Source organism: Bradyrhizobium sp. SZCCHNR1017 (assembly GCF_032381375.1).
GTDB lineage: Bacteria > Pseudomonadota > Alphaproteobacteria > Rhizobiales > Xanthobacteraceae > Bradyrhizobium.
In genome coordinates, this window is record NZ_JAUHIR010000010.1 from 160,780 (window position 1) to 183,479 (window position 22,700).

At 64.7% G+C, this 22,700-nt stretch carries 24 protein-coding genes; 8 read left to right on the plus strand and 16 right to left on the minus strand.

What is annotated here, in order from left to right; all coding sequences use genetic code 11:
* Window positions 1-34: 34 nt before the first annotated feature.
* The 9 genes from QW863_RS23950 to phnC all read right to left on the minus strand — a co-directional run bounded on the left by QW863_RS23950 (window position 35) and on the right by phnC (window position 8,414).
* On the minus strand, window positions 35-877 hold the full coding sequence (locus tag QW863_RS23950) for a phosphodiesterase (protein WP_315713033.1): 843 nt from the start codon (window positions 875-877) through the stop codon (window positions 35-37).
* A gap of 7 nt (window positions 878-884) precedes the next feature.
* Window positions 885-1,937 (minus strand): ABC transporter ATP-binding protein, encoded by a 1,053-nt coding sequence (locus QW863_RS23955; RefSeq protein ID WP_315713035.1) that lies wholly within the window; start codon window positions 1,935-1,937, stop codon window positions 885-887.
* Between the two features lie 5 nt (window positions 1,938-1,942).
* Window positions 1,943-2,728 (minus strand): ABC transporter permease, encoded by a 786-nt coding sequence (locus QW863_RS23960; protein WP_315713037.1) that lies wholly within the window; start codon window positions 2,726-2,728, stop codon window positions 1,943-1,945.
* 4 nt (window positions 2,729-2,732) lie between these two features.
* Window positions 2,733-3,548, minus strand: coding sequence for an ABC transporter permease (locus QW863_RS23965; protein WP_315713039.1), 816 nt, complete (start codon window positions 3,546-3,548; stop codon window positions 2,733-2,735).
* Window positions 3,549-3,600: 52 nt separating this feature from the next.
* Window positions 3,601-4,608 (minus strand): ABC transporter substrate-binding protein, encoded by a 1,008-nt coding sequence (locus tag QW863_RS23970; RefSeq protein WP_315713040.1) that lies wholly within the window; start codon window positions 4,606-4,608, stop codon window positions 3,601-3,603.
* Between the two features lie 159 nt (window positions 4,609-4,767).
* The gene (phnE, locus tag QW863_RS23975; RefSeq protein WP_315713042.1) at window positions 4,768-5,616 is read right to left on the minus strand and encodes a phosphonate ABC transporter, permease protein PhnE; all 849 of its coding nucleotides are present in this window, start codon (window positions 5,614-5,616) and stop codon (window positions 4,768-4,770) included.
* Window positions 5,613-6,497: a phosphonate ABC transporter, permease protein PhnE gene (gene phnE / locus QW863_RS23980; protein ID WP_315713044.1), complete on the minus strand. Its 885-nt coding sequence runs from the start codon at window positions 6,495-6,497 to the stop codon at window positions 5,613-5,615. The genes phnE (QW863_RS23975) and phnE (QW863_RS23980) overlap by 4 nt, the downstream gene beginning before the upstream one ends.
* A gap of 95 nt (window positions 6,498-6,592) precedes the next feature.
* Complete coding sequence (gene phnD / locus QW863_RS23985; RefSeq protein WP_315768802.1) at window positions 6,593-7,525, minus strand: phosphonate ABC transporter substrate-binding protein; 933 nt, start codon at window positions 7,523-7,525, stop codon at window positions 6,593-6,595.
* Between the two features lie 79 nt (window positions 7,526-7,604).
* The gene (gene phnC / locus QW863_RS23990; RefSeq protein ID WP_315752874.1) at window positions 7,605-8,414 is read right to left on the minus strand and encodes a phosphonate ABC transporter ATP-binding protein; all 810 of its coding nucleotides are present in this window, start codon (window positions 8,412-8,414) and stop codon (window positions 7,605-7,607) included.
* A 174-nt stretch (window positions 8,415-8,588) separates the two neighbouring features.
* On the opposite strand from phnC, the gene QW863_RS23995 reads away from it, so the two are divergent.
* From QW863_RS23995 to QW863_RS24005, 3 genes are read left to right on the plus strand one after another with little or no spacing between them, the layout of a single operon-like run.
* Window positions 8,589-9,251: a DapH/DapD/GlmU-related protein gene (locus QW863_RS23995; protein WP_315768804.1), complete on the plus strand. Its 663-nt coding sequence runs from the start codon at window positions 8,589-8,591 to the stop codon at window positions 9,249-9,251.
* The gene (locus QW863_RS24000; protein WP_315768806.1) at window positions 9,248-10,432 is read left to right on the plus strand and encodes an alpha-D-ribose 1-methylphosphonate 5-triphosphate diphosphatase; all 1,185 of its coding nucleotides are present in this window, start codon (window positions 9,248-9,250) and stop codon (window positions 10,430-10,432) included. The genes QW863_RS23995 and QW863_RS24000 overlap by 4 nt, the downstream gene beginning before the upstream one ends.
* A gap of 6 nt (window positions 10,433-10,438) precedes the next feature.
* Window positions 10,439-11,149, plus strand: a complete 711-nt coding sequence (locus QW863_RS24005; RefSeq protein WP_315768808.1) for a DUF1045 domain-containing protein — start codon at window positions 10,439-10,441, stop codon at window positions 11,147-11,149.
* A gap of 5 nt (window positions 11,150-11,154) precedes the next feature.
* On the opposite strand, the gene QW863_RS24010 is transcribed toward QW863_RS24005, so the two are convergent.
* Window positions 11,155-11,760: a hypothetical protein gene (locus tag QW863_RS24010; RefSeq protein WP_315768810.1), complete on the minus strand. Its 606-nt coding sequence runs from the start codon at window positions 11,758-11,760 to the stop codon at window positions 11,155-11,157.
* Between the two features lie 158 nt (window positions 11,761-11,918).
* Between QW863_RS24010 and QW863_RS24015 the strand changes: the two genes are divergently transcribed.
* From QW863_RS24015 to QW863_RS24030, 4 genes are all read left to right on the plus strand, one after another.
* Window positions 11,919-12,473, plus strand: a complete 555-nt coding sequence (locus QW863_RS24015; protein ID WP_315713058.1) for a peroxiredoxin — start codon at window positions 11,919-11,921, stop codon at window positions 12,471-12,473.
* 2 nt (window positions 12,474-12,475) lie between these two features.
* Window positions 12,476-13,021, plus strand: a complete 546-nt coding sequence (locus QW863_RS24020) for a carboxymuconolactone decarboxylase family protein (RefSeq protein ID WP_315768812.1) — start codon at window positions 12,476-12,478, stop codon at window positions 13,019-13,021.
* Between the two features lie 503 nt (window positions 13,022-13,524).
* Window positions 13,525-14,442 carry a sel1 repeat family protein gene (locus tag QW863_RS24025; RefSeq protein WP_315768814.1) on the plus strand — a complete coding sequence of 306 codons (918 nt, stop codon included), beginning with the start codon at window positions 13,525-13,527 and terminating at the stop codon, window positions 14,440-14,442.
* 103 nt (window positions 14,443-14,545) lie between these two features.
* Window positions 14,546-16,891 (plus strand): ABC transporter substrate-binding protein, encoded by a 2,346-nt coding sequence (locus QW863_RS24030; RefSeq protein ID WP_315768816.1) that lies wholly within the window; start codon window positions 14,546-14,548, stop codon window positions 16,889-16,891.
* 13 nt (window positions 16,892-16,904) lie between these two features.
* Here QW863_RS24030 and modD read toward each other — a convergent pair whose 3' ends face one another.
* Window positions 16,905-17,780: a ModD protein gene (gene modD / locus QW863_RS24035; RefSeq protein WP_315768818.1), complete on the minus strand. Its 876-nt coding sequence runs from the start codon at window positions 17,778-17,780 to the stop codon at window positions 16,905-16,907.
* A gap of 73 nt (window positions 17,781-17,853) precedes the next feature.
* Between modD and QW863_RS24040 the strand changes: the two genes are divergently transcribed.
* On the plus strand, window positions 17,854-18,417 hold the full coding sequence (locus tag QW863_RS24040; protein ID WP_315768941.1) for a DUF2478 domain-containing protein: 564 nt from the start codon (window positions 17,854-17,856) through the stop codon (window positions 18,415-18,417).
* 27 nt (window positions 18,418-18,444) lie between these two features.
* On the opposite strand, the gene QW863_RS24045 is transcribed toward QW863_RS24040, so the two are convergent.
* The 5 genes from QW863_RS24045 to QW863_RS24065 form a co-directional block, all read right to left on the minus strand.
* Window positions 18,445-18,651, minus strand: a complete 207-nt coding sequence (locus QW863_RS24045) for a molybdopterin-binding protein (RefSeq protein ID WP_315713067.1) — start codon at window positions 18,649-18,651, stop codon at window positions 18,445-18,447.
* A 152-nt stretch (window positions 18,652-18,803) separates the two neighbouring features.
* Window positions 18,804-19,100 carry a ferredoxin family protein gene (locus QW863_RS24050; RefSeq protein ID WP_172112536.1) on the minus strand — a complete coding sequence of 99 codons (297 nt, stop codon included), beginning with the start codon at window positions 19,098-19,100 and terminating at the stop codon, window positions 18,804-18,806.
* Between the two features lie 41 nt (window positions 19,101-19,141).
* On the minus strand, window positions 19,142-20,449 hold the full coding sequence (locus QW863_RS24055) for an FAD-dependent monooxygenase (RefSeq protein ID WP_315768820.1): 1,308 nt from the start codon (window positions 20,447-20,449) through the stop codon (window positions 19,142-19,144).
* A 22-nt stretch (window positions 20,450-20,471) separates the two neighbouring features.
* Window positions 20,472-21,578 (minus strand): electron transfer flavoprotein subunit alpha/FixB family protein, encoded by a 1,107-nt coding sequence (locus QW863_RS24060; protein WP_315713073.1) that lies wholly within the window; start codon window positions 21,576-21,578, stop codon window positions 20,472-20,474.
* 36 nt (window positions 21,579-21,614) lie between these two features.
* Complete coding sequence (locus tag QW863_RS24065; RefSeq protein ID WP_315752866.1) at window positions 21,615-22,460, minus strand: electron transfer flavoprotein subunit beta/FixA family protein; 846 nt, start codon at window positions 22,458-22,460, stop codon at window positions 21,615-21,617.
* Window positions 22,461-22,700 lie beyond the last annotated feature (240 nt).

Sequence of the window (22,700 nt, forward strand, 5' to 3'; positions counted from 1 at the left end):
CCAGACCCCGCCGCCTCGCTTCGTTCTTGCGCCCTCAGTCGATGAGCGTGCCGTCCTGATTGAAGAACGGATGCGGCCCGTCGAAATCCCCGATCGGCACCTGATGCGTGACGACCGTTCCAAATCCCGGTCCTGGAAACCAGGCATGAAGGTGAAAGGCCGGTGGCTCGATCCGGAAGGATGGCGGACGAAGCTCGGCCAGGTCGAGCGCGACGGCATGGTTCGGTGCCGGGCAGATCGTGCAGGGGATGCCCGCAAACCGGGTCAGCGTCGCGCGATGAACGTGACCGCACCCGATCAGTTGCACCCGCGGATGGCGCGTGAGGACGGCCGCGAGATCGTCGGCGTTGCGCAGGTTCTGCCGGTCCATGTGCCAGATGCCAGTGGCGAACGGCGGGTGGTGCAGAAACAGCAGGGCCGGCCTTTCGCTGGATCCGGACAGCGCGGCGTCGAGCCATTGCAGACTCGCTTCATCGAGCTCGCCATGCGGATGGCCGGGCACGCTGGAATCGAGCAGAAGCAGATCGAGATCGGCCAACTCCACGCACCGGTTCAGCGGACCGGTGGGGTGACCATGCAGAGCGTCCGGAAACGCCGCGCGCATCAGCTCGCGTGAATCGTGATTGCCGGGCACGGCGACGAATGGAGTTCCAAGCTCGACGAGAATATCCTTGAGATGATCGTACTCGGCCGACGACGGCGTATCGACGAGATCGCCCGAGATCACCACCAGATCGAGCTTCGGCTCGAACCGGTTGAGCTCCGTGATGCAACGGGTCAACGCGCGCGCCGTATCGACGCGGCGGTAGGCGAGCCGGCCGGGCGCCTTGATGTGCAGGTCGGATATCTGGGCGATGACGACGGGGCTCTTGGTCATCAGCAGATCAGCCTTTCTCCGGCAACAGCCGAATGGAGTCCGGTGCAATCCGCAGGCCGATCCGCTCTCCCGCAGCGACCCTGATCGAATTCGGCGCGTCCACGGTCAGTGCAATTGAGGCGGCGTCGCGGACGATGATCCGCTGCCGGTCGCCGACAAAGCGGACGCTGTCGACGACGCCAGTCAGACTCGATGCCGCGGCATCGACGATCCCGATCGTTTCCGGCCGAACCATCGCCACCGCCAGGTTACGTGGACCGGGATCGGCGATCGGCTGCCGACCTCCCGGCAGAACGAGCTGGGCTCCGTCGATCGGCGCCTCGATGATGTTGGCCGCGCCGACGAACTCCGCGACGAATCGATCGGCGGGCGAGAAATAGATCTCGCGCGGCGTCCCGATCTGGGCGATGGCGCCCTTGCGCATCACGACGATGCGGTCGCCGAGCTCCATGGCTTCGGCCTGGTCATGCGTGACGTAGATCGCGGTGATGCCGAGCGTGCGCAACAAGCCGTTGAGCTCGCCGCGCAGGCGCTCTCGCAAGGCCGCATCGAGCGCGGTGAGCGGCTCGTCGAGCAGCAGCACGCTCGGCCGTATCGCGACCGCGCGCGCCAGCGCGACGCGCTGGCGCTGGCCGCCCGAGAGCTGATCGATTCGCCGATCTTCGAGGCCGGCGAGGTTGGTCAACGTGACCAGCTCTGCGACCCGCGCGGCGCGCTCCGGCTTGGGCACGCCGCGGATCTTGAGCCCGTAGCCGATATTGTCCGCGACGGTCATGTTGGGGAACAGCGCGTAGGATTGAAACACCATGCCGACATTGCGCTTCTCGATCGGCTGCCTCGTCAGATCCTTGCCGCCGAACAGCACGCGCCCGCCCGCATCGGGTGTTTCGAGCCCGGCCACGATCCGCAGCAGCGTGGTCTTGCCGCAGCCAGACGGCCCCAACAGCACCAGCGTCTCGCTCTGCGCGATGTCGAGCGTGGCGCGCGCAAGCGCGCAGGTCCCGTCGGCAAAGGTCTTGCCGCAATTCTCCACCTTGAGGGCGGCTCCATGCCGGGTCATCGTGCTCACCTCAGGCTTCCTCTCTCGCCGATCCATTGCATGGCCACCAGCAGCGGGATGATCATGACGAAGAAGATCAGCGTGTAGGCGGACGCGACCTCGAGCCGCATCGATGCGTAGCTGTCGGCGAGGCCGACCGGCAGTGTCTTGGTCAGCGGCGTATGCAACATCCAGGTCAGGTTGAACTCTCCGAGAGATAGTGTCACCACCATGAGGCTGCCCGCCAGGATGCCGGGCGCGGCGTTGGGAACGATGACGTCGATGAAGCGGCGCCATGGCGCGGCTCCGACCGATGCGGCACCTTCGTCGAGCGACTTCACGTCGATCGTCGAGAACACCGCCATGACGGACCGCACCATGAATGGCATCGTAAAGATCACATGGCCGGCGAGGATGAACAGCCATGAGCGGCGGAAGCTTCCCGCCCCGCCATAGGTGAGCAACAGCGCGAGCGCGATGGCGAGCCCGGGAATCGCGAGCGGCAAGGTGATGATTTCCTCGACCAGCCGCGCCAGCCGTCCGCCGCGAACGTACAGCGCATAGGCAGCGGGAACACCGACCACGAGCGTGACCGCCAGCGTGCCCAGCGCGATCAGGATCGATGCCATGATCGTGCCCGCGTAGAGCTCCCAGACCTGGGCCACCCACTGCAGCGTCACGCCGGATTGAATGCCGCGGAAGTAGTTGACGGTCACGCCCGCGGCGATCGAAAGGCCGGCCGGCACGGCCAGGAAGGCGGCGACCAGCAGTGTGAACAGCAGTTGAAGGATGAAGATGGTTCTATCGCGCACGTGCCTACCCTGCCGCTGCCACCGAGCTGCCGGCGAAGGAGCGCGCCAATGCGAGCATCAGCCAGGTCATCAGGCCAAGGCCGACCGAGAGCGCCGCCGAGGTGGCCAGGTTTCCGGCCAGCGTGAATTCCGTGTAGATCAGCATGGGCAACACGTCGATGTTCGTGGCCAAGGTGAATGCCGTTCCGAACGCGCCCATCGCCGTCGCGAACGCGATCGCGCCCGACGCGATCAGCGCCGGCGTCAGGGCTGGCAGGATCACGTCGCGCAGCACGGCCCAGGGGCTTGCGCCGAGCGAGCGCGCGGCCTCCTCCAGCCCCGGGTCCAGCTTCTGCGCGGCAGCCATGATCGTGAGGATCACCCGCGGAATCGAGAAATAGAGATAGCCGAGGAACAGCCCGTAGATCGAATAGGCGAATACGAGCTTGTCGCCGGTGAGCCGGGACGAGACCTCGCCGATCAGCCCCTGACGGCCAGCCAGAAGGATGATCATGAAGCCGACCACGACGCCCGGAAAAGCGAGCGGAAACGTCAGGATCGCAACCAGGATCGCGCGGCCCGGAAACCGGTGACGCTGCAGAAACAGGCCGGCGATCGTCGCGATGATCAGGGTCGCGATCGTGGTGGCCGCCGCCAGCGCCAGCGTGTTGAGGAGAGTCGTGCGGTAGCGCGGTTCGAGAATGATCGCGAGATATTCGGTCAGACCGTGCGGTCCCTCGGCGCCGGTCGCGAGCAGCCTCGCCATCGGCAACAGGAAGAATGCCGCGGTGACGGCCGCCAGGGGCAGCAGGCAGAGCCGGACGAAGGATTTGTGCGACATGTGATCAAGTGCACCTCCGCCGGATCGTCTCCGGCGGAGGCGCGGTGCTCCTTCAACGGACTTCGGACAGATAGCGATCGACGAAGCCCTTTTGCGCAGCTTCCATATCGCCCCAGTTCACGCTCTTGGCGCGGGCGTAGTCGCTGTCCGGCAGGAACTTGTTCTTTGCCGAGTCCGGCAGCTCGATCGGGCGCGCCGGACGCAGATAGGCATTGGTCCAGATCGCCTGCCCCTTGTCGGAGAGCAGATAGTCGATCACCTTCTTCGCCTTGTCCTTGTCGGGCGCGTTCTTCACAAGGCCGACGACATAGGGAAAGACCACCGAGCCTTCGCAGGGAATCACGAACTCGAAATTGCCCTTCTCGGTATATTTCGCGCGGTAGGCGTTGAAGTCGTAGTCGAAGAGGATCGGGATCTCGCCCGAGACGACGCGTGCATAGGACGTCTGCTTCGGCACGATCGGATCATTCTTGCGCAGATCCTTGAAGAACGTAAGGGCCGGCTCGAAATTGGCCTGCGAACCGCCGAGCGCAAGGTTCACGGCAACGGCGCCGACATAGCCGACGGCCGCAGAGCTCGGATCGAGGTAGCCCACCATGCCCTTGTAGTCGGGTCTGAGCAGGTCCTTCCAGCAGGCCGGAACGGGCTTGCCGCCGAGCGCGTCCTTGTTCACGAACAGGCCGAGCGTGCCGGAGTGGATCGTGGTCCAGTAGCCGTCCGCATCCTTCAGGCCGGCGGGGACCTGATCCCAGTTTGCGGGCTTGTAGGCCTCCAGCGCGTCCTGCGTCTTCGCCTTCATGCCGAAGGTGACGCCGAAATAGCCGATGTCGCCGACCGGATTGCTCTTCTCGGCGAGGATCTGCGCCAGCGCCTGGCCGGAGTTCTTGTTGTCGTGTGGAATGTCGTAGCCGAGATCGGTCTTGATCGCCTTGAGCATCGAGGCCCAGTCGGCCCATTCCGGCGGGCAGTTGTAGCAGATGACGTCCGCGGCTTTGGCCGGCTGCCATGATGCGGCAACACATAGCGCGAGCAGCGCGAGAACGAGGCGAGTGAGCTTCATGAAGACGGACTCCGTATGTCCTGGCATGGCAGCCAGTTCCGGAGCTTCCCCTAAAGGCGGCACGTGAAGGATTTGCGACAGTCGGTGCAGCACACACAGCCGGCACTGCATCCTGATCGTTCGTAGGCGAACGATCGCAACCTTCGGATGCCGCGCTGTTCAAGCAATGGCGCGGCGGCCGATGATCGCAAAGCGCAGCTTGCCTGAGATCCAGTCGATCACAGCCACCGCAACGAGGATCATCAGGATCAGGAACGACACCTTCTGCCATTCCAGCACGCGGATCTGCTCCGCCAGCTGCAGCCCGATGCCTCCCGCGCCGACGATGCCGATGATCGTCGCCGAGCGCGTGTTGGATTCGATGAAGTAGAGCACCTGGCCGGCAATCACGGGAAGAACCTGCGGCAGAAGGCCGAAGCGGATCTCATGCAGCGGGCTGCCGCCGGCAGCGCGAACGCCCTCGACCTGCCGCCGGTCGGCGCTCTCCATCGCCTCCGAGAACAGCTTGCCGAGCGCTCCGAAATCCGAGACCGCAATCGCCAGCACTCCGGCGAACGGCCCGAGGCCGACGACATTGATCCAGACCAGCGCCCAGATCAGTGTGTCGACGCCACGAATGGTGTCGAACAGGCGACGCACCGGAAAACGGAAGATCGCCGACGGGATGATATTCCTGGCTGCAAGCAGGCTGACCGGAAGAGCGAACACGGCCGCCAAGGTGGTGCCGAGCACCGCGATCGAGAGCGTCTCGCCGAGCGCCTTGAGATAAATCGGAAGCGATGAGCCGGGATCCGGCGGCAGCATCATCCGCGCGATCCAGCCGAGCTGGCCGAGGCCGGACAGCATCCGCGACGGCGAGAAGTCGAGATCGACCAGACCGAAGACGAAGATCGCCACGGCCAACGCCAGCACGAGCGGCGTTGCAAGGCGTGCGGACAGCGGCCGATTGAAGATCTGCGGATAGCGCTCGGCGAGCTGCTTCGGGTCGGGTGAGCCGGAGATACTCATGTGCGGGCCTCCGAGCCGAACAGGCGGCCGCGCAGCCAGCCGGTACCGATGTCGATCAGGAACACGGTGACCACGATCATGACAAGAATGGCGCTGACGTCGGAATAGTAGAACTTGCGGATCGCGACCACGAGCTCCTGGCCGATGCCGCCGGCACCGACGAAGCCCATCACGGACGCCTCGCGCACGTTGATCTCGAACCGCAGCAGCGTGTAGCTGGAGAAGCCGGCGATGACCTGGGGCAGCACGGCAAAGCGCATGCAGGACAGCCAGCTCGCGCCGGTGGCGCGCACGCCCTCGACCGGCTTCATGTCGGCGTTTTCGACGACCTCGGAGAACAGCTTGCCGAGCGCACCGCTCGAATGAAGGGCGATGGCGAGGACGCCCGGGATCGGCCCAAGCCCGAAAGCAATGACGAAGATCAGGGCGAACACGACGCTCGGAACGGTGCGGGCGAATTCCAGGAGCCGGCGCACCGTGAAGCGGATCCACGGCGCGGGCGAGGTGTTCTCGGCGGCGAAGAAGTTGAGACCGAATGCGACGAGCATTCCGGCCATCGTGCCGACGTAGCTGATCAGCAGCGTCTCTGCCAGAAGCTTGATCCACTTCTTGAAGCCCCAGAACCATTCGGGCAGATTGGTCCAGACCCGCTGCCCGTCGTCGAGCGTGAAGATGCGATCGAAGTAGCTGATGAAGTTGCCGAAGTAGGTATAGAACGTCCGCGGATTGACCTCGGCACCGATGGCCGCGGCGAAGAGCACCGCCAGGAATACCATGGCGGACAGGGCAAGACGCAATCGACGGCGCGAAACGGCCCGCCGATAGGTCTCGTTCAGAGCCGCAAGCTGCTGGCTCGGAAGGATCGAAACGGCAACAGCCATCGGCTTCGTGCTGCTCTTGGTTCGGACGTGCGAGGGATTCTTCAACGGACGAGCCGGGCCCCACGAGACCCGGCTCACCATCGATGGATCGTCGATCAGGACGCCTTCTTGCGCAGGCTGTCGACGAATTTGATCAGGTCGATCGTGCCATCCCAGTCCTTCGTCGTGGCAGGGTGGAAGCCCTTCTTCTGGCCGTCGGAGAGACGGTCGAAGGCGGCCTTGTCCTTGATCGGCGCATCGAAGAAGGCCTTGGCGATCGCCGATTTCAGATCGTCCGGCAGGTCCGTGTTGTAGGCGTAGGGGCCGTTGATGATCGGCGCCGACTTGTGAATGATGCGGAAGTCGTCCTTCTTCATCGGCGAACCGTCAGCGTTCTTCAGCATGCCCTTGGTCAGCATCTGGGCCAACGTCGAATCGTTGTCGCTCGTCCATTGGTTGGCCGCGATGTCGACAGTCCCCTGCGAAAGGGCCAGCACCGCGTTCTCGTGGCTGCCGGTGAAGACAACCTTGCCAAAATACGTCTCGGCGTCGGTCACGCCCATCTTGTTGAGCTCGAAGCGGGGCACGTTGTTGCCCGACGTTGAGTTCGGATCGACGAGGCCGAAATTCTTGCCCTTGAGGTCTTCGACCTTCCGGTACGGGCTGCTCGCCTTGACGAAGAACACCGAATAGTAGCCGGTGCTGCCGTCGGAGTTGATGTCGTTGGCGAAGGCATCGGTCTTGACCCCGGTGAGCCGGGCGCGGGCAAACGACGCCGAGCCATAGCTCGCGATGTGGATGTTGCCGGCGCGCTGGCCTTCGATCACGGCCGCATAATCGTTGGCGATACGCAGCGTCACCTTCACGCCCAGCTCTTTCGAGAGATAGTTCACGAAAGGCGTCCAGCGCTCGGTGACACCCGAGGCGTTCTCTGCCGGGACCACGGCGAAGGTCAGCTCAGGATACTTCGCCTTCCAGTCCTCGGCTGACGCCGAGGCCGTGAAAGCCAGCGCAGCGACGCCCGCCAGAACGATGCGACGATTGATCATAACATGCCCTCTTGTTGCAGTAAGTAACAGGTCTCGCCCCCGCGCCATGCGGAAGCTCGAGCTTGCAGAAATCCGCGTCTCAGGCCACGGCCGCTTCGCCAAGTACCGGCACCGTTGCCGCCGGTGCCGGATGGATCGAACCCATCACCTCGTCCGCCTCGAGATCGTAGAGTTCACGTGCGATCTGCGCCGTCAGCGCCGACGGCACGTCGTCGAACACGATCCGTCCGGTCGCCATGCCGATCAGGCGATCGCAATAGCTGCGCGCCAGATCGAGCGAATGCAGATTGCAGACGACGGTGATGCCGAAATGCTTGTTGATGCGCAGCAACGCGTCCATCACGATCTTGGTGTTACGGGGATCGAGCGAGGCGATCGGCTCGTCTGCGAGAATGATCTCGGGGTTCTGCACCATCGCGCGCGCGATCGCGACGCGCTGCTGCTGCCCGCCCGAGAGCTGATCGGCGCGCTGCGCGGCGAGGGAGGCCATGTCGAACTGTTCGAGCGCGGACAGCGCCATGGCGACATCCTCCGCTGGCCAGAGCAGCGCCAGCGAGCGCCACGACGGGATTTCGGCCAGTCGCCCCATCAGCACGTTCGTCAGCACGTCCAATCGGCCGACCAGATTGAACTGCTGGAAGATCATCGCCGAGCGCGCGCGCCACTGCCGCAGGTCACGGCCGCGCAGCGCCGTCACGTCGAGATCCTTGAAGAGGACGCGCCCGCCACTCACCGGGCTCAGACGATTGATGGACCGCAGCAGGGTCGACTTGCCGGCGCCGGAACGCCCGATCACGCCGACGAAGCTGCCCGGTGCAACAGAGAAGGATGCATTGTCGACTGCGGCTTTCATGCCAAAACGGCACGTCAGGCCATCCACCACCAGCATTGAATTCTCCAGACGCCTCGCTTTGGCCTATCGCTAGCGTCTGGATTCTACAGTTATGTGACAGGGACACTGCGGCGCCACGTCCGTCCACATGCCGGTCACAGTCATGCAGATGTCACGCCTCTGTCATAGGGGAGATCCAACACCCTCACAGGCGTAGAGACAGGACGCGAGATGGCCGGCAAGTCGCTTTCGATTGAACCTACCGTTGATCCCTCGGCCAAGCTCCAGGACGTGACGCTCGGCGCCTATTGCGAGATAGGCGCCCGCACCATCCTGCAGGAGGTGACGATGGGCGACTACTCCTACGTGGTCAACGATTCCCAGATCACCTACACGACGATCGGGAAGTTCTGCTCGATCGCGGCGATGACCCGGATCAATCCGGGCAACCACCCGATGCAGCGGGCGACGCAGGCCCATTTCACCTATCGCGCCAGCGCCTATTTTCCAGGAGAGCCGGACGATACGGAGTTCTTCGCCTGGCGGAGAGAGCATCATGTCCAGATCGGACACGATGTCTGGATCGGCCATGGCGCGATCGTGCTGCCGGGCCGCAACATCGGCACCGGCGCGGTTGTGGCGGCTGGCGCCATCGTTACCAAGGACGTTCCGGCCTATACCGTCGTCGCCGGCAATCCGGCGCGCCCGATCAAGCGCCGGTTTCCGCACGAGGTCGAGCAGCGGCTGCTGGATCTGGCGTGGTGGGATTGGAATCACGAGGCGCTGAGCGCGGCGCTGCCGGATTTCCGCAAGCTCGCGATCACCGCGTTTCTCGACAAATACGAGGCTGCCCTCGACGCACGCGTCGCGGTGCGGCAGAGTGCCGCCCCATGACCGATATCTCCATCTCGCGGGGCCGCTGCCTCGTCGATACTGACCTCGTCGACACCTCCTTGATCATATCCGGCGGCATCGTCGCCGGCGTCGGGACACCGGGACGCCGGTCGGGTCTCGAACTCGATGCGGAGGGACTCACCGTGCTCCCCGGCATCGTCGACATTCACGGCGATGCGTTCGAGCGCCAGATGATGCCGCGCGCCGGGGTCGATTTCCCGACTGACGTTGCGCTGATCGACAGCGACCGCCAGGCCATCAGCAATGGCATCACCACGGTCTTTCACGCGACGACCTGGTCGTGGGAGCCGGGCCTGCGCAGCGCCGACAATGCGCGGCGCCTGCTCGAATCGATCGAAGCGCTGCGCCCGCGGCTCGCAGCCGACACGCGCTTCCATCTGCGCCACGAGACCTTCAATCTCGACGACGAGGAGGAGATCGGGTGGTGGCTCGCTGACCGGCGCGTCGACCTGTTCGCCTTCAACGACCACATGGATTCGACGGTGGCGAGTCTGGACAAGCCGCACAAGCGCCAGCGCATGGTCGACCGCACCGGCCTGCCCGGCGCGGAGTTCGACCAGTTGGTCGCGCGCATCGCCTCTCGCGCCGATGCCGTTCCGGCCTCGATCGCGCGGCTGGCCGAGATCGCTCGCAAGGCTGGTGTCCGTATGCTGTCGCACGACGACGACAGCCCGGCCATGCGCAAGGCGTTTCGCAGCCAGGGCGTGACCATCGCAGAGTTTCCGGTCAACGAGGAGACTGCGCGCGAGGCCGCCCAGGGCGGCGACGCCATCGTATTCGGCGCGCCCAACGTCGTCCGTGGCGGCAGCCATACCGGGTGGACGAGGGCCAGCGACATGATCGCCAAGGGCCTCTGCTCGGTGCTGGCCTCCGACTACTACTATCCCGCACCGTTGCTGGCAGCGTACCGGCTCGCGACCGAGGGCGTTCTCCCGCTGGCGCGCGCCTGGGATCTGATCTCGGGCGGCCCTGCACGCGCAGCCGGGCTGGCGGACCGCGGCACGCTCGCTGAGGGCCGCCGCGCCGATATCATTCTGGTCGACGACCGCGTGCCGTTGCGCCCCCATGTCGTCGCCGTGATCGCGTCCGGCCGGCTGGTCTATCTCACCGAGACAGACCGGCTGAACGCCCGGCCGGCGCGTGCCATAGCGGCGGAGTAGCGAACCATGGCCAAATTTCCGCGCTATGCGATCTACTATGCTCCACCAGCCACAGCCGACCTGGCGGAATTCGGCGCGAGCCTGCTCGGATACGACGCGTGGAGCGGCGATGACCGCAGCTTTCCGAGCGAGATCGTCCGCGCGCTTCCAGACTGGGCTGAGCTGACCGCAGACCCGCGCAAATACGGCTTTCACGCGACCTTGAAGGCTCCGTTCGAGCTGTCCGATGCGGAGAACGAAGCCGCGCTCCGCAGCGCCTGTGCCGCGTTCGCGGCCACGCCGCGAGCCGTCCCGGCCATCCGTCCGATCGTGGACGCAATCAGCGGCTTCATCGCGATGATCCCCGGCGAGCCGTCGCCGGCGCTGCAACAGCTCGCGGCCGATTGTGTCCAGGCCTTTGAGCCATTTCGCGCTCCGATGACGGCTGACGACCGCGCTCGGCGCAAGCCGGATCTGCTGACACCACGGCAGCGCGATCATCTCGATCGTTGGGGTTATCCCTATGTCATGGAGGACTTCCGCTTCCACATGACGCTGACCTGCCGGCTGTCCGACGAACGGCGCCGGCCGATCCTGATGATGCTGCAGGAGAGATTCGCGGCACTGTCACTGACAGAGCTTCGGATCGACAGGATTGTGCTGTTCCGCCAGGCCAAGGCCCACGAACGTTTCCGCATCATCGGAGACTGGCCGCTCACGGCCGTCCAGGGGGGATAGCGGCGTCAGCTCGGCATGGCTGCATAGTGCGGCGGCGCCTCGCGGCCGAAGACCAGAGTGGCGGCGAGATGTCGGCGCGCTCCCGCGGCAGGGCTCCCCATCCTGCCGCGAGCGCGGCTGAGGTCGCGAGAAATCGTCGATCGATCGACAGGCTCGCGCTTGCATTTGGTGCCGAGACGGTTTCGCTCATGGTGATGAACTCCTCCCAGGCCGATGAAAATCTGCGAGGAGACTATGGTCGGGTCATCGCGCAGCAAGGCGAAATAACAGACGCGATCTGCCGAAAAGCTGACAACACTGTGCGCCGCGCGACACCTTGCACCGTGCCGCGCCGTGATCTGCCGACGGCTTGTCGCCTTGATGCCGCTTAGCGAATCGCCGTGGTCAAACGTGCATCGCGACGAAGGCGATAATGTCAATTTTGCCACTTCGGCCGCACAAAGAAATTGCACGTCGGGCGTCGTCGAGACCGTCAACACGACTTCGCATGGCGCTTCGACCAAGCGGGATATCAACCTCCTTTTGCCGTGGCGACGACGCGCGCGCTCCGGCTGTCGTCGCTCGATGTCCGATCGCAATGTCACGAAGCCGACGCTCCAAGCCAGCTCCATCCAAAAGCTCCCCATCGCCACGGCCTCGCACTCGCAGCATGTTGCCGCCACGTGTCGGGTTTTCGACAATCCACTGATACTAAAAACGAATGGCATATCGCTTGCAATGCACAATGCGTCTCGCTATTGCAGCGCAATAATTTTCTTGGAGTGCCCCAATGCTCGGAATCGGAAGCAAGCTGCCATCGTTTGAAATCGTCGGCGTGAAACCCGGCTTTCATCTTCAGGAGGAGAAGGGCGAGAGCGCCTTCGAGACCCTGACCGAGACCAGCTTCCCTGGAAAGTGGAAGATCATCTTCTTCTATCCGAAGGATTTCACCTTCGTCTGCCCGACCGAGATCGCCGAGTTCGCGCGCCTGGCGAAGGACTTCGCGGACCGCGATGCCGTCGTGCTCGGCGGCTCGACCGACAACGAGTTCTGCAAGCTCGCCTGGCGCCGCGACCACAAGGATCTGCACAAGCTGCCGATCTGGCAATTCGCCGACACCAAGGGCGCATTGGTCGACGGCCTCGGCGTCCGCTCGCCCGACGGTGTCGCCTACCGCTACACCTTCATCGTCGATCCCGACAACACCATCCAGCACGTCTATGCGACCAACCTGAATGTCGGCCGCGCTCCGAAGGATACGCTGCGCGTCCTCGACGCGCTGCAGACCGACGAGCTCTGCCCGTGCAACCGCGAAGTCGGCGGCGAGACCCTGAAGGTCGCCTGATCATGTCGATCGAGCAGCTGAAGGACCAGATCCCGGACTTCGCCAAGGACGTCAGGCTCAACCTGTCGTCCATGGCGTCCGACGAGACGCTGTCGCCGCAGGCCAAGTATGGCCTGTTCGTCGCCTGCGCGATTGCGACTCGCAATCCGAGCGTCGTTGCGGCCTTCGAATCGGTTGCGGCCGCGCAGCTGTCGCCCGCCGCTTTGGCGGCGGCGAAATCGGCCGCCGCGATCATGGCCATGAACAACGTCTACTACCGCTTCGTGCACCTTGCCTCGAACAAGGAGTACGCGACGATGCCGGCCCGGCTGCGGATGAACGTCATCGCCAACCCCGGCGTCGCCAAGGCCGATTTCGAGCTGTGGTCGCTCGCGGTGTCCGCCATCAACGGCTGCGGCACGTGCATCGATTCGCACGAGAAGGTCCTGCAGGATGCGGGCGTGCCCGCGGCCACGATCCAGACCGCCGTGCGCTTTGCCGCCATCATCCAGTCGGTTGCCGTTGCGATCGAAGCCGCTGGTGTGTCCGTCGCGCTGGCGGCGGAATAAGAATCGATCGGATATGTGAATGCGGCCGGCATTGTCCGGCCGCATTTGTCTTTCGCCATTTCTCGCCTGAGTTGCAGAATTTCCCGGCGCGCCTGCAACTCCTCGGTCCGCTAAGCCCCTGACCTCGCGGCAAAGTCGAGATGGCTGCGGCATCCTGATACTCCAACCGATCTTTCCGCAAAGCGCAGAACTCGCCCCCGGTCTCGCGCATTGCGAGTAGTCACCGATGCGGCGCGCCGGGAAATTTCCATCAAATAGCCTTACCTACTCACCCTTCCCGACAAGAACATTGATCAGCTTAGGGACCAAGCAACATCGATTGTGACCAGGGCGCGCGAAAACAATGGCGTGCATGTCGGAAGGAAACCGGACCTGTCGGTCTCGACGGAAGCGTTGATGCAATGTCCCCGATGTCGCATCATGTGCGCTTCGGTTGGACCGCGCGCGCCCGACGTCCTGAAGCTATCTCCCACGACCCGTTCGTCGGAGACAGGAGGCTAGTGATGAGTGCTCCAGATCAGAACGATCCGGCGAAACCAGCGCCGCCCTGGGCGAACGAAGAGCTCCGCAGATATGCGCCGCGCCGCCGCCAGACGGAGGCCGGCCCGACGGCATTCGATCCGCCCGCCGACGGCATCCCCCTGCCGCATCATCTGGTGTCCCGGCCAAGCTCCCTGCCGGCCCGGCCAGCGGCCCTTGACCTCGACGATGAGGAGGCCCACCGTGCCTGGAGCGCGAAGCTCGATCCCGTGGTGATGCCCCTGCCGCCGGAGGATCCGGACAAATCGTTGCGGCTGAGTAGCATCATCAAGATCGGTGCCGCCGTCGGCATCGCGGCCTCCATCGCCATGATGGTGGTCAACATGGTCTCCTTCGACAACGGCGCAGCGACACCGGGTGGCAAGAGCCCGATCATGCCGACCGCCGTACTGGAAAGCCTGGCCCAGATCGATCCTGCGGAAGCCAAGGTCGCCCAGGACGACCCGCCGCAGACGGTCGCCGCGCTCGCGGCTCCCAGCGGTACAGAACTGGCGATGCGGCCATGGCCCTCGACGCCGACGTCGCCAGCGCCGGCCGCCGCAGCACCGGCGGTCTCGCCCCCCTCCGCTGCGCTCCCGATGGCCTCGCCTCGCCCGACCGTTCCACTGCCGCGAGACGAGGTCGATGCTCTGATGAAGCGCGGACGCGACCTGCTCGCCGCGGGCGACGTCGCCAGCGCGCGCCTGATCCTGACGCGGCTTTCCGACGCCGGAATTGCGGACGCCTCCCTTCTGCTCGCGCGCACCTATGACCCGGCCGAACTGACGAAATCGCGGTTGCTCGGTGCTGTTCCCGACGCAGCCAAGGCGCGTGCCTGGTATCTCAGGGCTGCGGAGCAAGGATCGCCGGAAGCCAGCCGACGCATCTCGGCTGCGCGCTAACGCATAAATCTCGAAGCGCTCGAGACGCGACCCGGACCGCTCCCTGCGAGACGGGCGGCCGCGATCTGCTGCGCCCGAGAACCAAATATCGATGGGAGGACTGATGATGCACGGCATCCATGCTGCAGTTCGCGCCGGCTTGGCCGCCAGATGGAGCCGACGTCGCAGACCACGGGATGCAAAGATCAGCCCCCCTCGAGCAGCCGCATGCCTCGCCCTGGCTCTGTCCGCTCCGCTGGCGCTGACCGGACATCAAGCGGTCGCCGCGGACAACGAGATCCGCATCGGCAACACCATGCCCTACAGCGGCCCGGCTCTCGCCTATGGCGTCATCGGCAAGACGATCGCGGCCTACTTCAACAAGATCAATGCCGAGGGCGGCATCAACGGCCGGCGCGTCAACTTCATTTCCTACGACGACGGCTATGCGCCGCAGAGGACGGTCGAGATGACCCGCAAGCTCGTCGAGGAGGACAACGTCCTCCTGATGTTCGCCAGTCTGGGCACGGCTCCCAACCTGGCGGTCCGCCCTTATCTCAACGCCAACAAAGTCCCACAATTGTTCGTGGCATCAGGCTCCTCGCAATGGGACCAGCCCCACGACTTTCCGTGGACCATGGGCTTTCAGCCGAGCTACCAGGCCGAGGCGCACGTCTATGCCCAGTACCTGCTGGAGACCCACAGCCGCGGCAAGATCGCGATTCTCTATCAGGACGATGATTTCGGCAAGGATTACGTCAAGGGATTGAAGGACGGCCTGGGTGGCAAGCTTCCGATCGTCGCGGAAGTCACCTACAAGGTGACGGACGCCAACGTCAATCAGCAGATCGCCACGTTGAAGGCATCCGGCGCCGACATCTTCTTCGACGTGACCACGCCCAAATTCGCCGTGATGGCGATCCGCCGCGCGGCCGAGCTCGGCTGGCGTCCGGACCATATCATCTCGACGGTCTCGGAATCGGTCTCCGCCGTGATGCAGCCGGCCGGCCTGCAGAATGCCGAAGGCATCTTGTCCGCGGGCTACTACTACGAGGGCGAGGAGGCCGCGGCCGCAGGCGATCCATCCTACCGCGAATGGTCCGCATTCATGGACCGCTATTTGCCCGACGTACCGAGAAGCAATGGTCTTGCGACCTTCGGCTACCTCGCGGCAAACGCGATGGTCGCAGTGTTGCGGAATTGCGGCGACGACCTGTCGCGCGACAACATCATGAAGCAGGCGGCATCCCTGAAGAGCCTCAAATTGCCGATGCTGACGCCCGGCATCACCGTCAACACCAGCCCCCATGATCACGCGCCGCTGGAGCAGATGCAGATGATGCAGTTCACCGGCGGCAAGTGGCAGCGCTTCGGTCCGGTCCGGAGCGGTATCGATCCCGGCAGCGTCAGCGATTCCTTCAAGACCATCTTCCGTTACGGCACGGCGAAGCGCGATCTGGCCAACCAGCTGAATGCCAATACCGTCACGCTGATGACCGGCTCGTTCGGCAGCACCTACGCCAATATGGGCGCGGACCTCGCATCCGCGCTCGACAAGGGGACGGAGTTGCGCATCCTTCCCGTGATCGGCCGCGGCTCGGTGCAATCGGTCGCCGACATCCTGCTGCTGCGCGGCGTCGACGCCGGCATCATCCGCAAGGACACCTTGGCCTTTCTCGAGCGCAAGGACTTCGCCAACAACATCCGCGAACAACTGGTCTATGTCACCAAGCTGTTCAACGAGGAGATGCACGTGCTGGCGCCGAGATCGATCGCCAGCCTGAGCGAGCTCGACGGCAAGACGATCGCCGTCGACCTGCCCGACGGCGGCACCTTCGTCACCTCGATCAACGTGTTCGAGCGCCTCGGGATCAGGCCACATCTGCTCTATATCGAGCCGCGGCTGGCGCTGGACATGCTGCGCAAGGGCGACATCGACGCGATCATCACGGTCGAGGGCAAGCCGGTGCAATGGCTGAGCCAGGTCAACGATCCCAATCTGCATCTGGTGCCCGTCGACTACGACAAGGCTCTGCACGACGACTATCTGCCGGCGCAATTGTCCGCCGAGGACTATCCGAACCTCGTCGGCGCCTCGGCGCCGGTGAACACGATCGCGGCCGAGGCCGTGCTGGCGTCGTTCAACTGGCCAGCGGGCAGCGACCGTCACCGCCGGCTGTCTCTGCTGGTCGAAGCCTTCTTCAGCAACATGCAGGCGCTGCAGCGGCCGCCATACCACCCGAAATGGCAGGAGGTGGCGCCGCTGGCGCCGATCGCCGGCTGGACACGGTTCAAGACGGCACAGGACTGGCTCGATCGCAATACGCCGCCTCCCCAGATGCTGGGGGCCAACGCGCAGGCCAATGATCTGCAGGCGAGCGGCGTTTCGGCCGATCCGCGGCTGTTCCGTGAGTTCATGGAATGGCGAGCCAACCGACAGAAGCGCGCCGCTCCGCGGCACCCACAGTAGCCGGGTCGTGCGGTCAAGCCGCGGCCGAGGCAGGGCTGATCCGCACCTGCACGTCGCAGGGACGCGCGAGGTAGGGCGCCGAGGTGACCAGCACGTCCGCCCCCGCCGCAGCATAGGCTGCGGCGTTCTGCGCATTCACGCCACCCGCGGCCGCAATGATCGGCCGCCGCGGCAGCGCCGCGCTGATGGCGATACGCTCCGTCAGCGCAGCGATCTCGGCAGGCGAAAATTTCTCGGCCTGGATGACGTCGAAGCCGGCCACGGCGGCGGCGACGGCCTGCTCGACCGTGGTGACCTCGATCACGAGCCGCTTCTCCGGCGCACTCCGCCGCAACCGCTCGGCGACATCGGCAAGCGGCGCATCGCCGAGAAACGCCCGGTGTTCCGGAAACACCAGCACCGTCTCCGACAGGCCGAGCCGATGCATCACCGCGCCACCCGCCTTCACCGCGGCAACGGCGAACGGCTTGGTTCCGGGGACGTTCTTGCGCGTGCAGGCGACCGCAATGCCAGGCCTGGCCGCACGCGCCGCGCCGACGATCGCAGCCGCCCCGGTGGCGACGCCTGACCAGATCTCGATGAGCGTCTGCGCCACCTTCCAGCTCCGCAACAGGCCTGCCGCCGCGCCCTCTGCACGTAGGATCGGGGCCCCCTCCTCCAGCACCATTCCGCTGCCGGCGAACAATTCGACATGGCAGCCCGTGAGCTCGATCAAGGCCGCCGCGTCCTCGGCTAGGGCCAATACCATGCGGCCGCGCGCAGCGAAGTGCATCAGGCCCGGCTCGGCGCCGATCCCGAGCGTCTCCGTCGTCAGGTCGCCATAGGGGACATCGTCGCGGAGCAGCGCTTCCAGATCATGGTGCGTAGCGGTGGTCGGCGCGCGCGACATCTGCTCTTTCTCCACAGGCTGCATCCTCTATATAAACCCTGGTCGCCGCCCGCCCCCGATCGCCAGGCCCCGCATGATCCCGCACGATCTTCCTGCTTCCGCCGAGCCCAATCAGCCCCGTCTCGCCGCCATTCTCTACGGACCGGGCGACGACGCCGATGCCTTGCTGGACGCCTTTGCCCAGGAGCTGCTGCAACGGGGCGTCCGCGTCGGCGGCATCGTTCAGCGCAATACGAGAGACGAAGTCGGCAAGAAAAGCGGAATGGACGTGATCGATCTCGCCAATGGCGACACGATCTCGATCTGTCAGGACCTCGGCACCGGATCGACGGCCTGCAAGCTCGACACCGCAGGCCTTGCCGAAGCCGGCATGGCCGTTCACCGCGCCATCGCGGCCCATGCCGACCTCATCGTGATCAACAAGTTCTCCAAGCAGGAGGCTTCCGGAAGCGGGTTGCGCGGCGAGCTGGCCGATGCAATCACGTCGGGGATTCCGGTGCTGACGGCCGTGCCGCAGAAATGCATCGACGACTGGCGGACCTTTGCGGGCGATTTCGGCACGCTGCTCCAGCCGTCGCTTTCCGCGATGGAAACCTGGTGGCTCGACCTGCGCGCGCGACAGGCGTCGCGCGGCTGATCGGCGCAGCAATTCGGCGCCACGCTCCTATTTGCCGATCATCACATCCGACGACTTGATGACGGCGGAGACGCTGTCGCCGACGGCAAGCGCGAGTTCGTCCACCGCCTCGTTGGTGATCGCCGAGAAGACTGTCAGTCCCGGGGCGAGCTCCACCTTGACGTGGGCGGTGGTCGTTCCCTTTTCAACCGAGATGATTCGTCCCGGTAAGACATTTCGTGCGCTCAGCTTCACGTGCTGTTCCTCATCCGTTGCAGCCTCGTTGCTGCTGCTCAATGTAAACAGAACGCGTGCCAGAACTCAATGACCTATATCAAACACAATACAGGATTGATGATCCGGCGCTGCGTTTGCGGCACCCCGTCGACCGGCATGATCCGACGGCGTCAGCCGAACTTGAACAGCACGCCGTAGCCGCCGCGCGGATAGCTCCACTCGATGTCGCCGCTGGCCTCGCCGATGACCCGGCAGGTGCCGCATTCGATGCAGCCGTCGACCGTGATCTCGACCTGGCCCTTGTCGTTGAGTTCGTAGCAGCGTGCCGGGCAGGCCTTGAGAAGCGCCTTCAACTGCGGCGTCGGCGTGGTATGCGGACGGACCTTGATATGGGCCCGGCCGGGATCGACCTGATAGCGATTATAGAACAGCTTGTCTTCGACCCTGACTGCGACGTCCGTGCTCATGTCTGATCTCCCTCGCCTGAGCTGTTTCGTTCATTCACCAATCATCGCCACGCCCGAGCAAACCTGAAGGCGTCACCGAACAGGCCGGTCCATGACCTTGCATTCACGAAGGAGCGCACGGTGCTGCTTTCCTTCTCCTTCTTCGGCGTGCCGTCGACGCGCACGAAGTTCTGCATCGCCTTGGAGACGAGCTGCGGATAGGTCAGGAAGAAGTTCTGCGACTGGTTGTGCAGCAGCGCCGGCATGTCCTTGTATTTCTTCAGGTCCTTGATGACGAAGGAGTCCTCCAGCATCTTCTTGTAGAGCGCGAGGTTCTCCTTGGTCATCGGATCGCGGCGCGACTTGACCTGGAAGATCGCCTCGGCCGCGATGCGCCCCGAGGTCATCGCGAGATTGGATCCCTCGCGGTGGACGGCATTGTTGAGCTGGGCGGCATCGCCGACCACCACCCAGCCATCGCCGCAGAGCTGCGGGATCGCGTTGTAGCCGCCCTCGGGAATCAGGTGCGCCGAGTACTCCTTGACTTCCGACCCCTCGATCAGCGGCGCCACCGACGGATGCTGCTTGAACCGCTCGAGCAGGCCGTAGGGCGTCTCGCCGGTCTTCTGGAAGTCGGAGACGAGGCAGCCGATGCCGAGCGAAATGCACTCCTTGTTGGAATAGATGAAGCCCATGCCGGTCATGCCGCGGGAAATCGTGCCGACGGCCTCGATGACGGCCCCTTCGTCGCCCTTCAGGTTGAAGCGCGCCTCGATCGTTTCGCGCGGCAGGAAGTGCATCTCCTTGACCGCGAGAGCGACGTTCTCCGGCTTCGGCCGCTCGCGCAGGCCGGCGCGGGTTCCGAGCAGGCCGTTGACGCCCTCGGCCAGCACGACGACGTCGGCATGGATCTCACCATCGCGCCGATCGGTTCTGACGCCGATCACCTTGCCATAGGCATCCTGCGCGAGCTCGGTCACGGTGGTCTCGCACAGCACGGTGGCGCCAGCCTCCTTGACCTTGGACGAGAACCATTTGTCGAACTGGGCGCGGATGATCGTGTAACGGTTCGGCTTTTCCTCGTTGAAGTCGTCCGACTTGTAGTGCAGGCCGACATGCGACTTGTCGTCGAGCATCCAGAAGCGCTGCTCGACCAGATGGCGTTCCAGCGGCGCTTCCTCGCGGAAGTCCGGAATCAGCTTCTCCAGCATGTCGGCGTAGAGGATCGCGCCCTGCACGTTCTTGGAGCCGGAATACTCGCCGCGCTCGAGCTGCAGCACCTTCATGCCGCGCTTGGCCATGGTCAGCGCAGCCGCATTACCGGCCATGCCGGCACCCACGACGATCGCGTCGAAACGTTCCTCGATCATTGCCCTGCTCCCTCTCTGGTGCCTAGCTTGCGATGCGATCGCGCGAATGCGGCGACAGACGCGCGCGGAATGCCTCCGTCAGCGCGGGCAGCAGCCGGATCGCATCGGTGACGATGCCGACATGCGCGAAGTCGAAGATCGGCGCGTTCTTGTCGGTGTTGATGGCAACGATCAGGTCGGCGCCCTCGACACCGACCCGATGCTGGATCGCGCCGGAGATGCCCGCGGCGATGTAGAGCTTGGGCCGAATGGTCTTGCCGGTCTGGCCGATCTGGCGATCCGAGGTCACCCAGCCCTTCTGCACCAGCGGCCGCGAGCAGCCGAAGTCGGCGCCGAGCACCGCGGCGAGCCCCTTGACGAGCTGGAAGTTCTCCGGCGAGCCAAGCCCGAGCCCGCCCGCCACGACGATGTCGGCATAGGCGAGATTGGACTTGGCGGAATCGCGATCCGGAATGAAGGACAGCACCTTGGTGACGATGTCCTCCTCGACGAGACCGAGCTTGTGCTCGATGATGCGACTGGCGGGTTTCTCGACGCGGTCCGGCATCGGCATCACGCGCGGGCGGACGGTGGCCATCTGCGGCCGATAGTTCAGCGTGTAGATCGTGCAGAGCAGCGAGCCGCCGAAGGTCGGACGCGTCGCGGCCAGCGAGCCGTCGGCATCGACGTCGAGCTCGGTGCAGTCGGCGGTCAGACCCGTGAGCAGCGTTGTCGCGACGGAGCCGGCGAGGTCGCGGCCGAGCGTGGTGGCGCCGAGCAGCAGGATCTCCGGCTTGAAGGTGTTGACGACGTCGGTCAGCGCCTTGGTGTAGGCTTCGTTGCGATAGTCGGTGAGAACGCCGTCCGCGACGATGTAGGCGAGATCGGCGCCATAGCAGAACGACTCCGCGGCAGCGTGCTGCACGGCTTCTCCGGGAGGACCGATCACGACGGCCGCGAGATCGACCTTCAGCTTGTCGGCGAGCTTGCGTCCGGCGCCCATCAGCTCCCAGGATACCGGGTGGACCTGGCCGCGCTCCTGCTCGATGAACACCCAGACGTGCTTGTAGGCCTTGAAATGCTCGGGCAGCTCCTTCTTGGTCGCGGCGCGACCGGCTGCGGCGGGCGGTGCTTTGGTGGGTTCGCTCATGGTCGTCGTCCCTTGGTCCGTCAAAAGCCGTTTGGATCAGAAGCCGTGCGCTGACGTCGTCAGCTCGGCTTCGAGCTTCGGCTGCCGCTTGAACAATTCCTCGATCAGCGCGTCGGCCGGCGCGCGGTTCGAGAAGTCGACCATGGTTGCCTTCTCCGCCCGGGCCGACGGCGCGAAGACCCGCTTCACGATGGTCGGCGAGCCCTTCAAGCCGCACTTCGAGATGTCCTCGACGCCGGCGTCCTTGGCGCTCCAGGTGACGATCTGAGCGCGCGCCGCACGGAGCGCATCGGCCATGGCGCCGCGGCGGATCTCGTTGGTCGCCTCGAGCATCGTCACCAGGCACGGCAGCTTGGTCTTCAGCACTTGAACGCCCCCCTCGGAGCGGCGCTCGGCTTCGATGGTGCGCGCGACAGGATCGACCTCGCGGATCTTCGCCACGTACGTCAGTTGCAGCAGGCCCAGCCGCTTGGCGATGCCCGGGCCGACCTGGGCGGTGTCGCCGTCGATCGTCTGCTTGCCGGTGAACACGATGTCGGGCGCGCCAAAGGTCTCGCTGACCTTGCGAATGGCTGTCGCCAGCGCATAGGTGGTTGCCAGCGTATCGGCGCCGGCGAAGAAGCGATCGGTCAGCAGCACGGCGCGGTCGGCGCCGTAGGTCAGCGCCCGGCGCAGCGAGTCCTCGGCGGACGGCGGTCCCATGGTCAGCACCGTCACTTCGCCGCCGAACTTGTCGCGCAGTTGCAGCGCCGCCTCGAGCGCAAACAGGTCGTAAGGGTTGATGATGGTCGGCACACCCTGGCGCATGATGGTGTTGGTCACCGGATGAACGCGGATCTGCGCGGAGTCCGGAACCTGCTTGATGCAGACGACGATATGCATGCGATCACTCCGGGTGTGTAGTCCTGCGATCAGGACAGCAATTGTCGTACCAGTTTCGGCCGCGATGATTATCGGCACGGATTCAACATCTTGGCGCATGAACCTGATCTGCTTCTGAGAACTCGCCGACGAGGTCCGACACGTCGCAAGCAACACGCGTCGGGAATGCGACAGGAACTTGAAAGCGCACGGCTCGCTTGAAAGCAGAAGCGCCGCCAGTCGTGCTGGCGACGCTGGTGG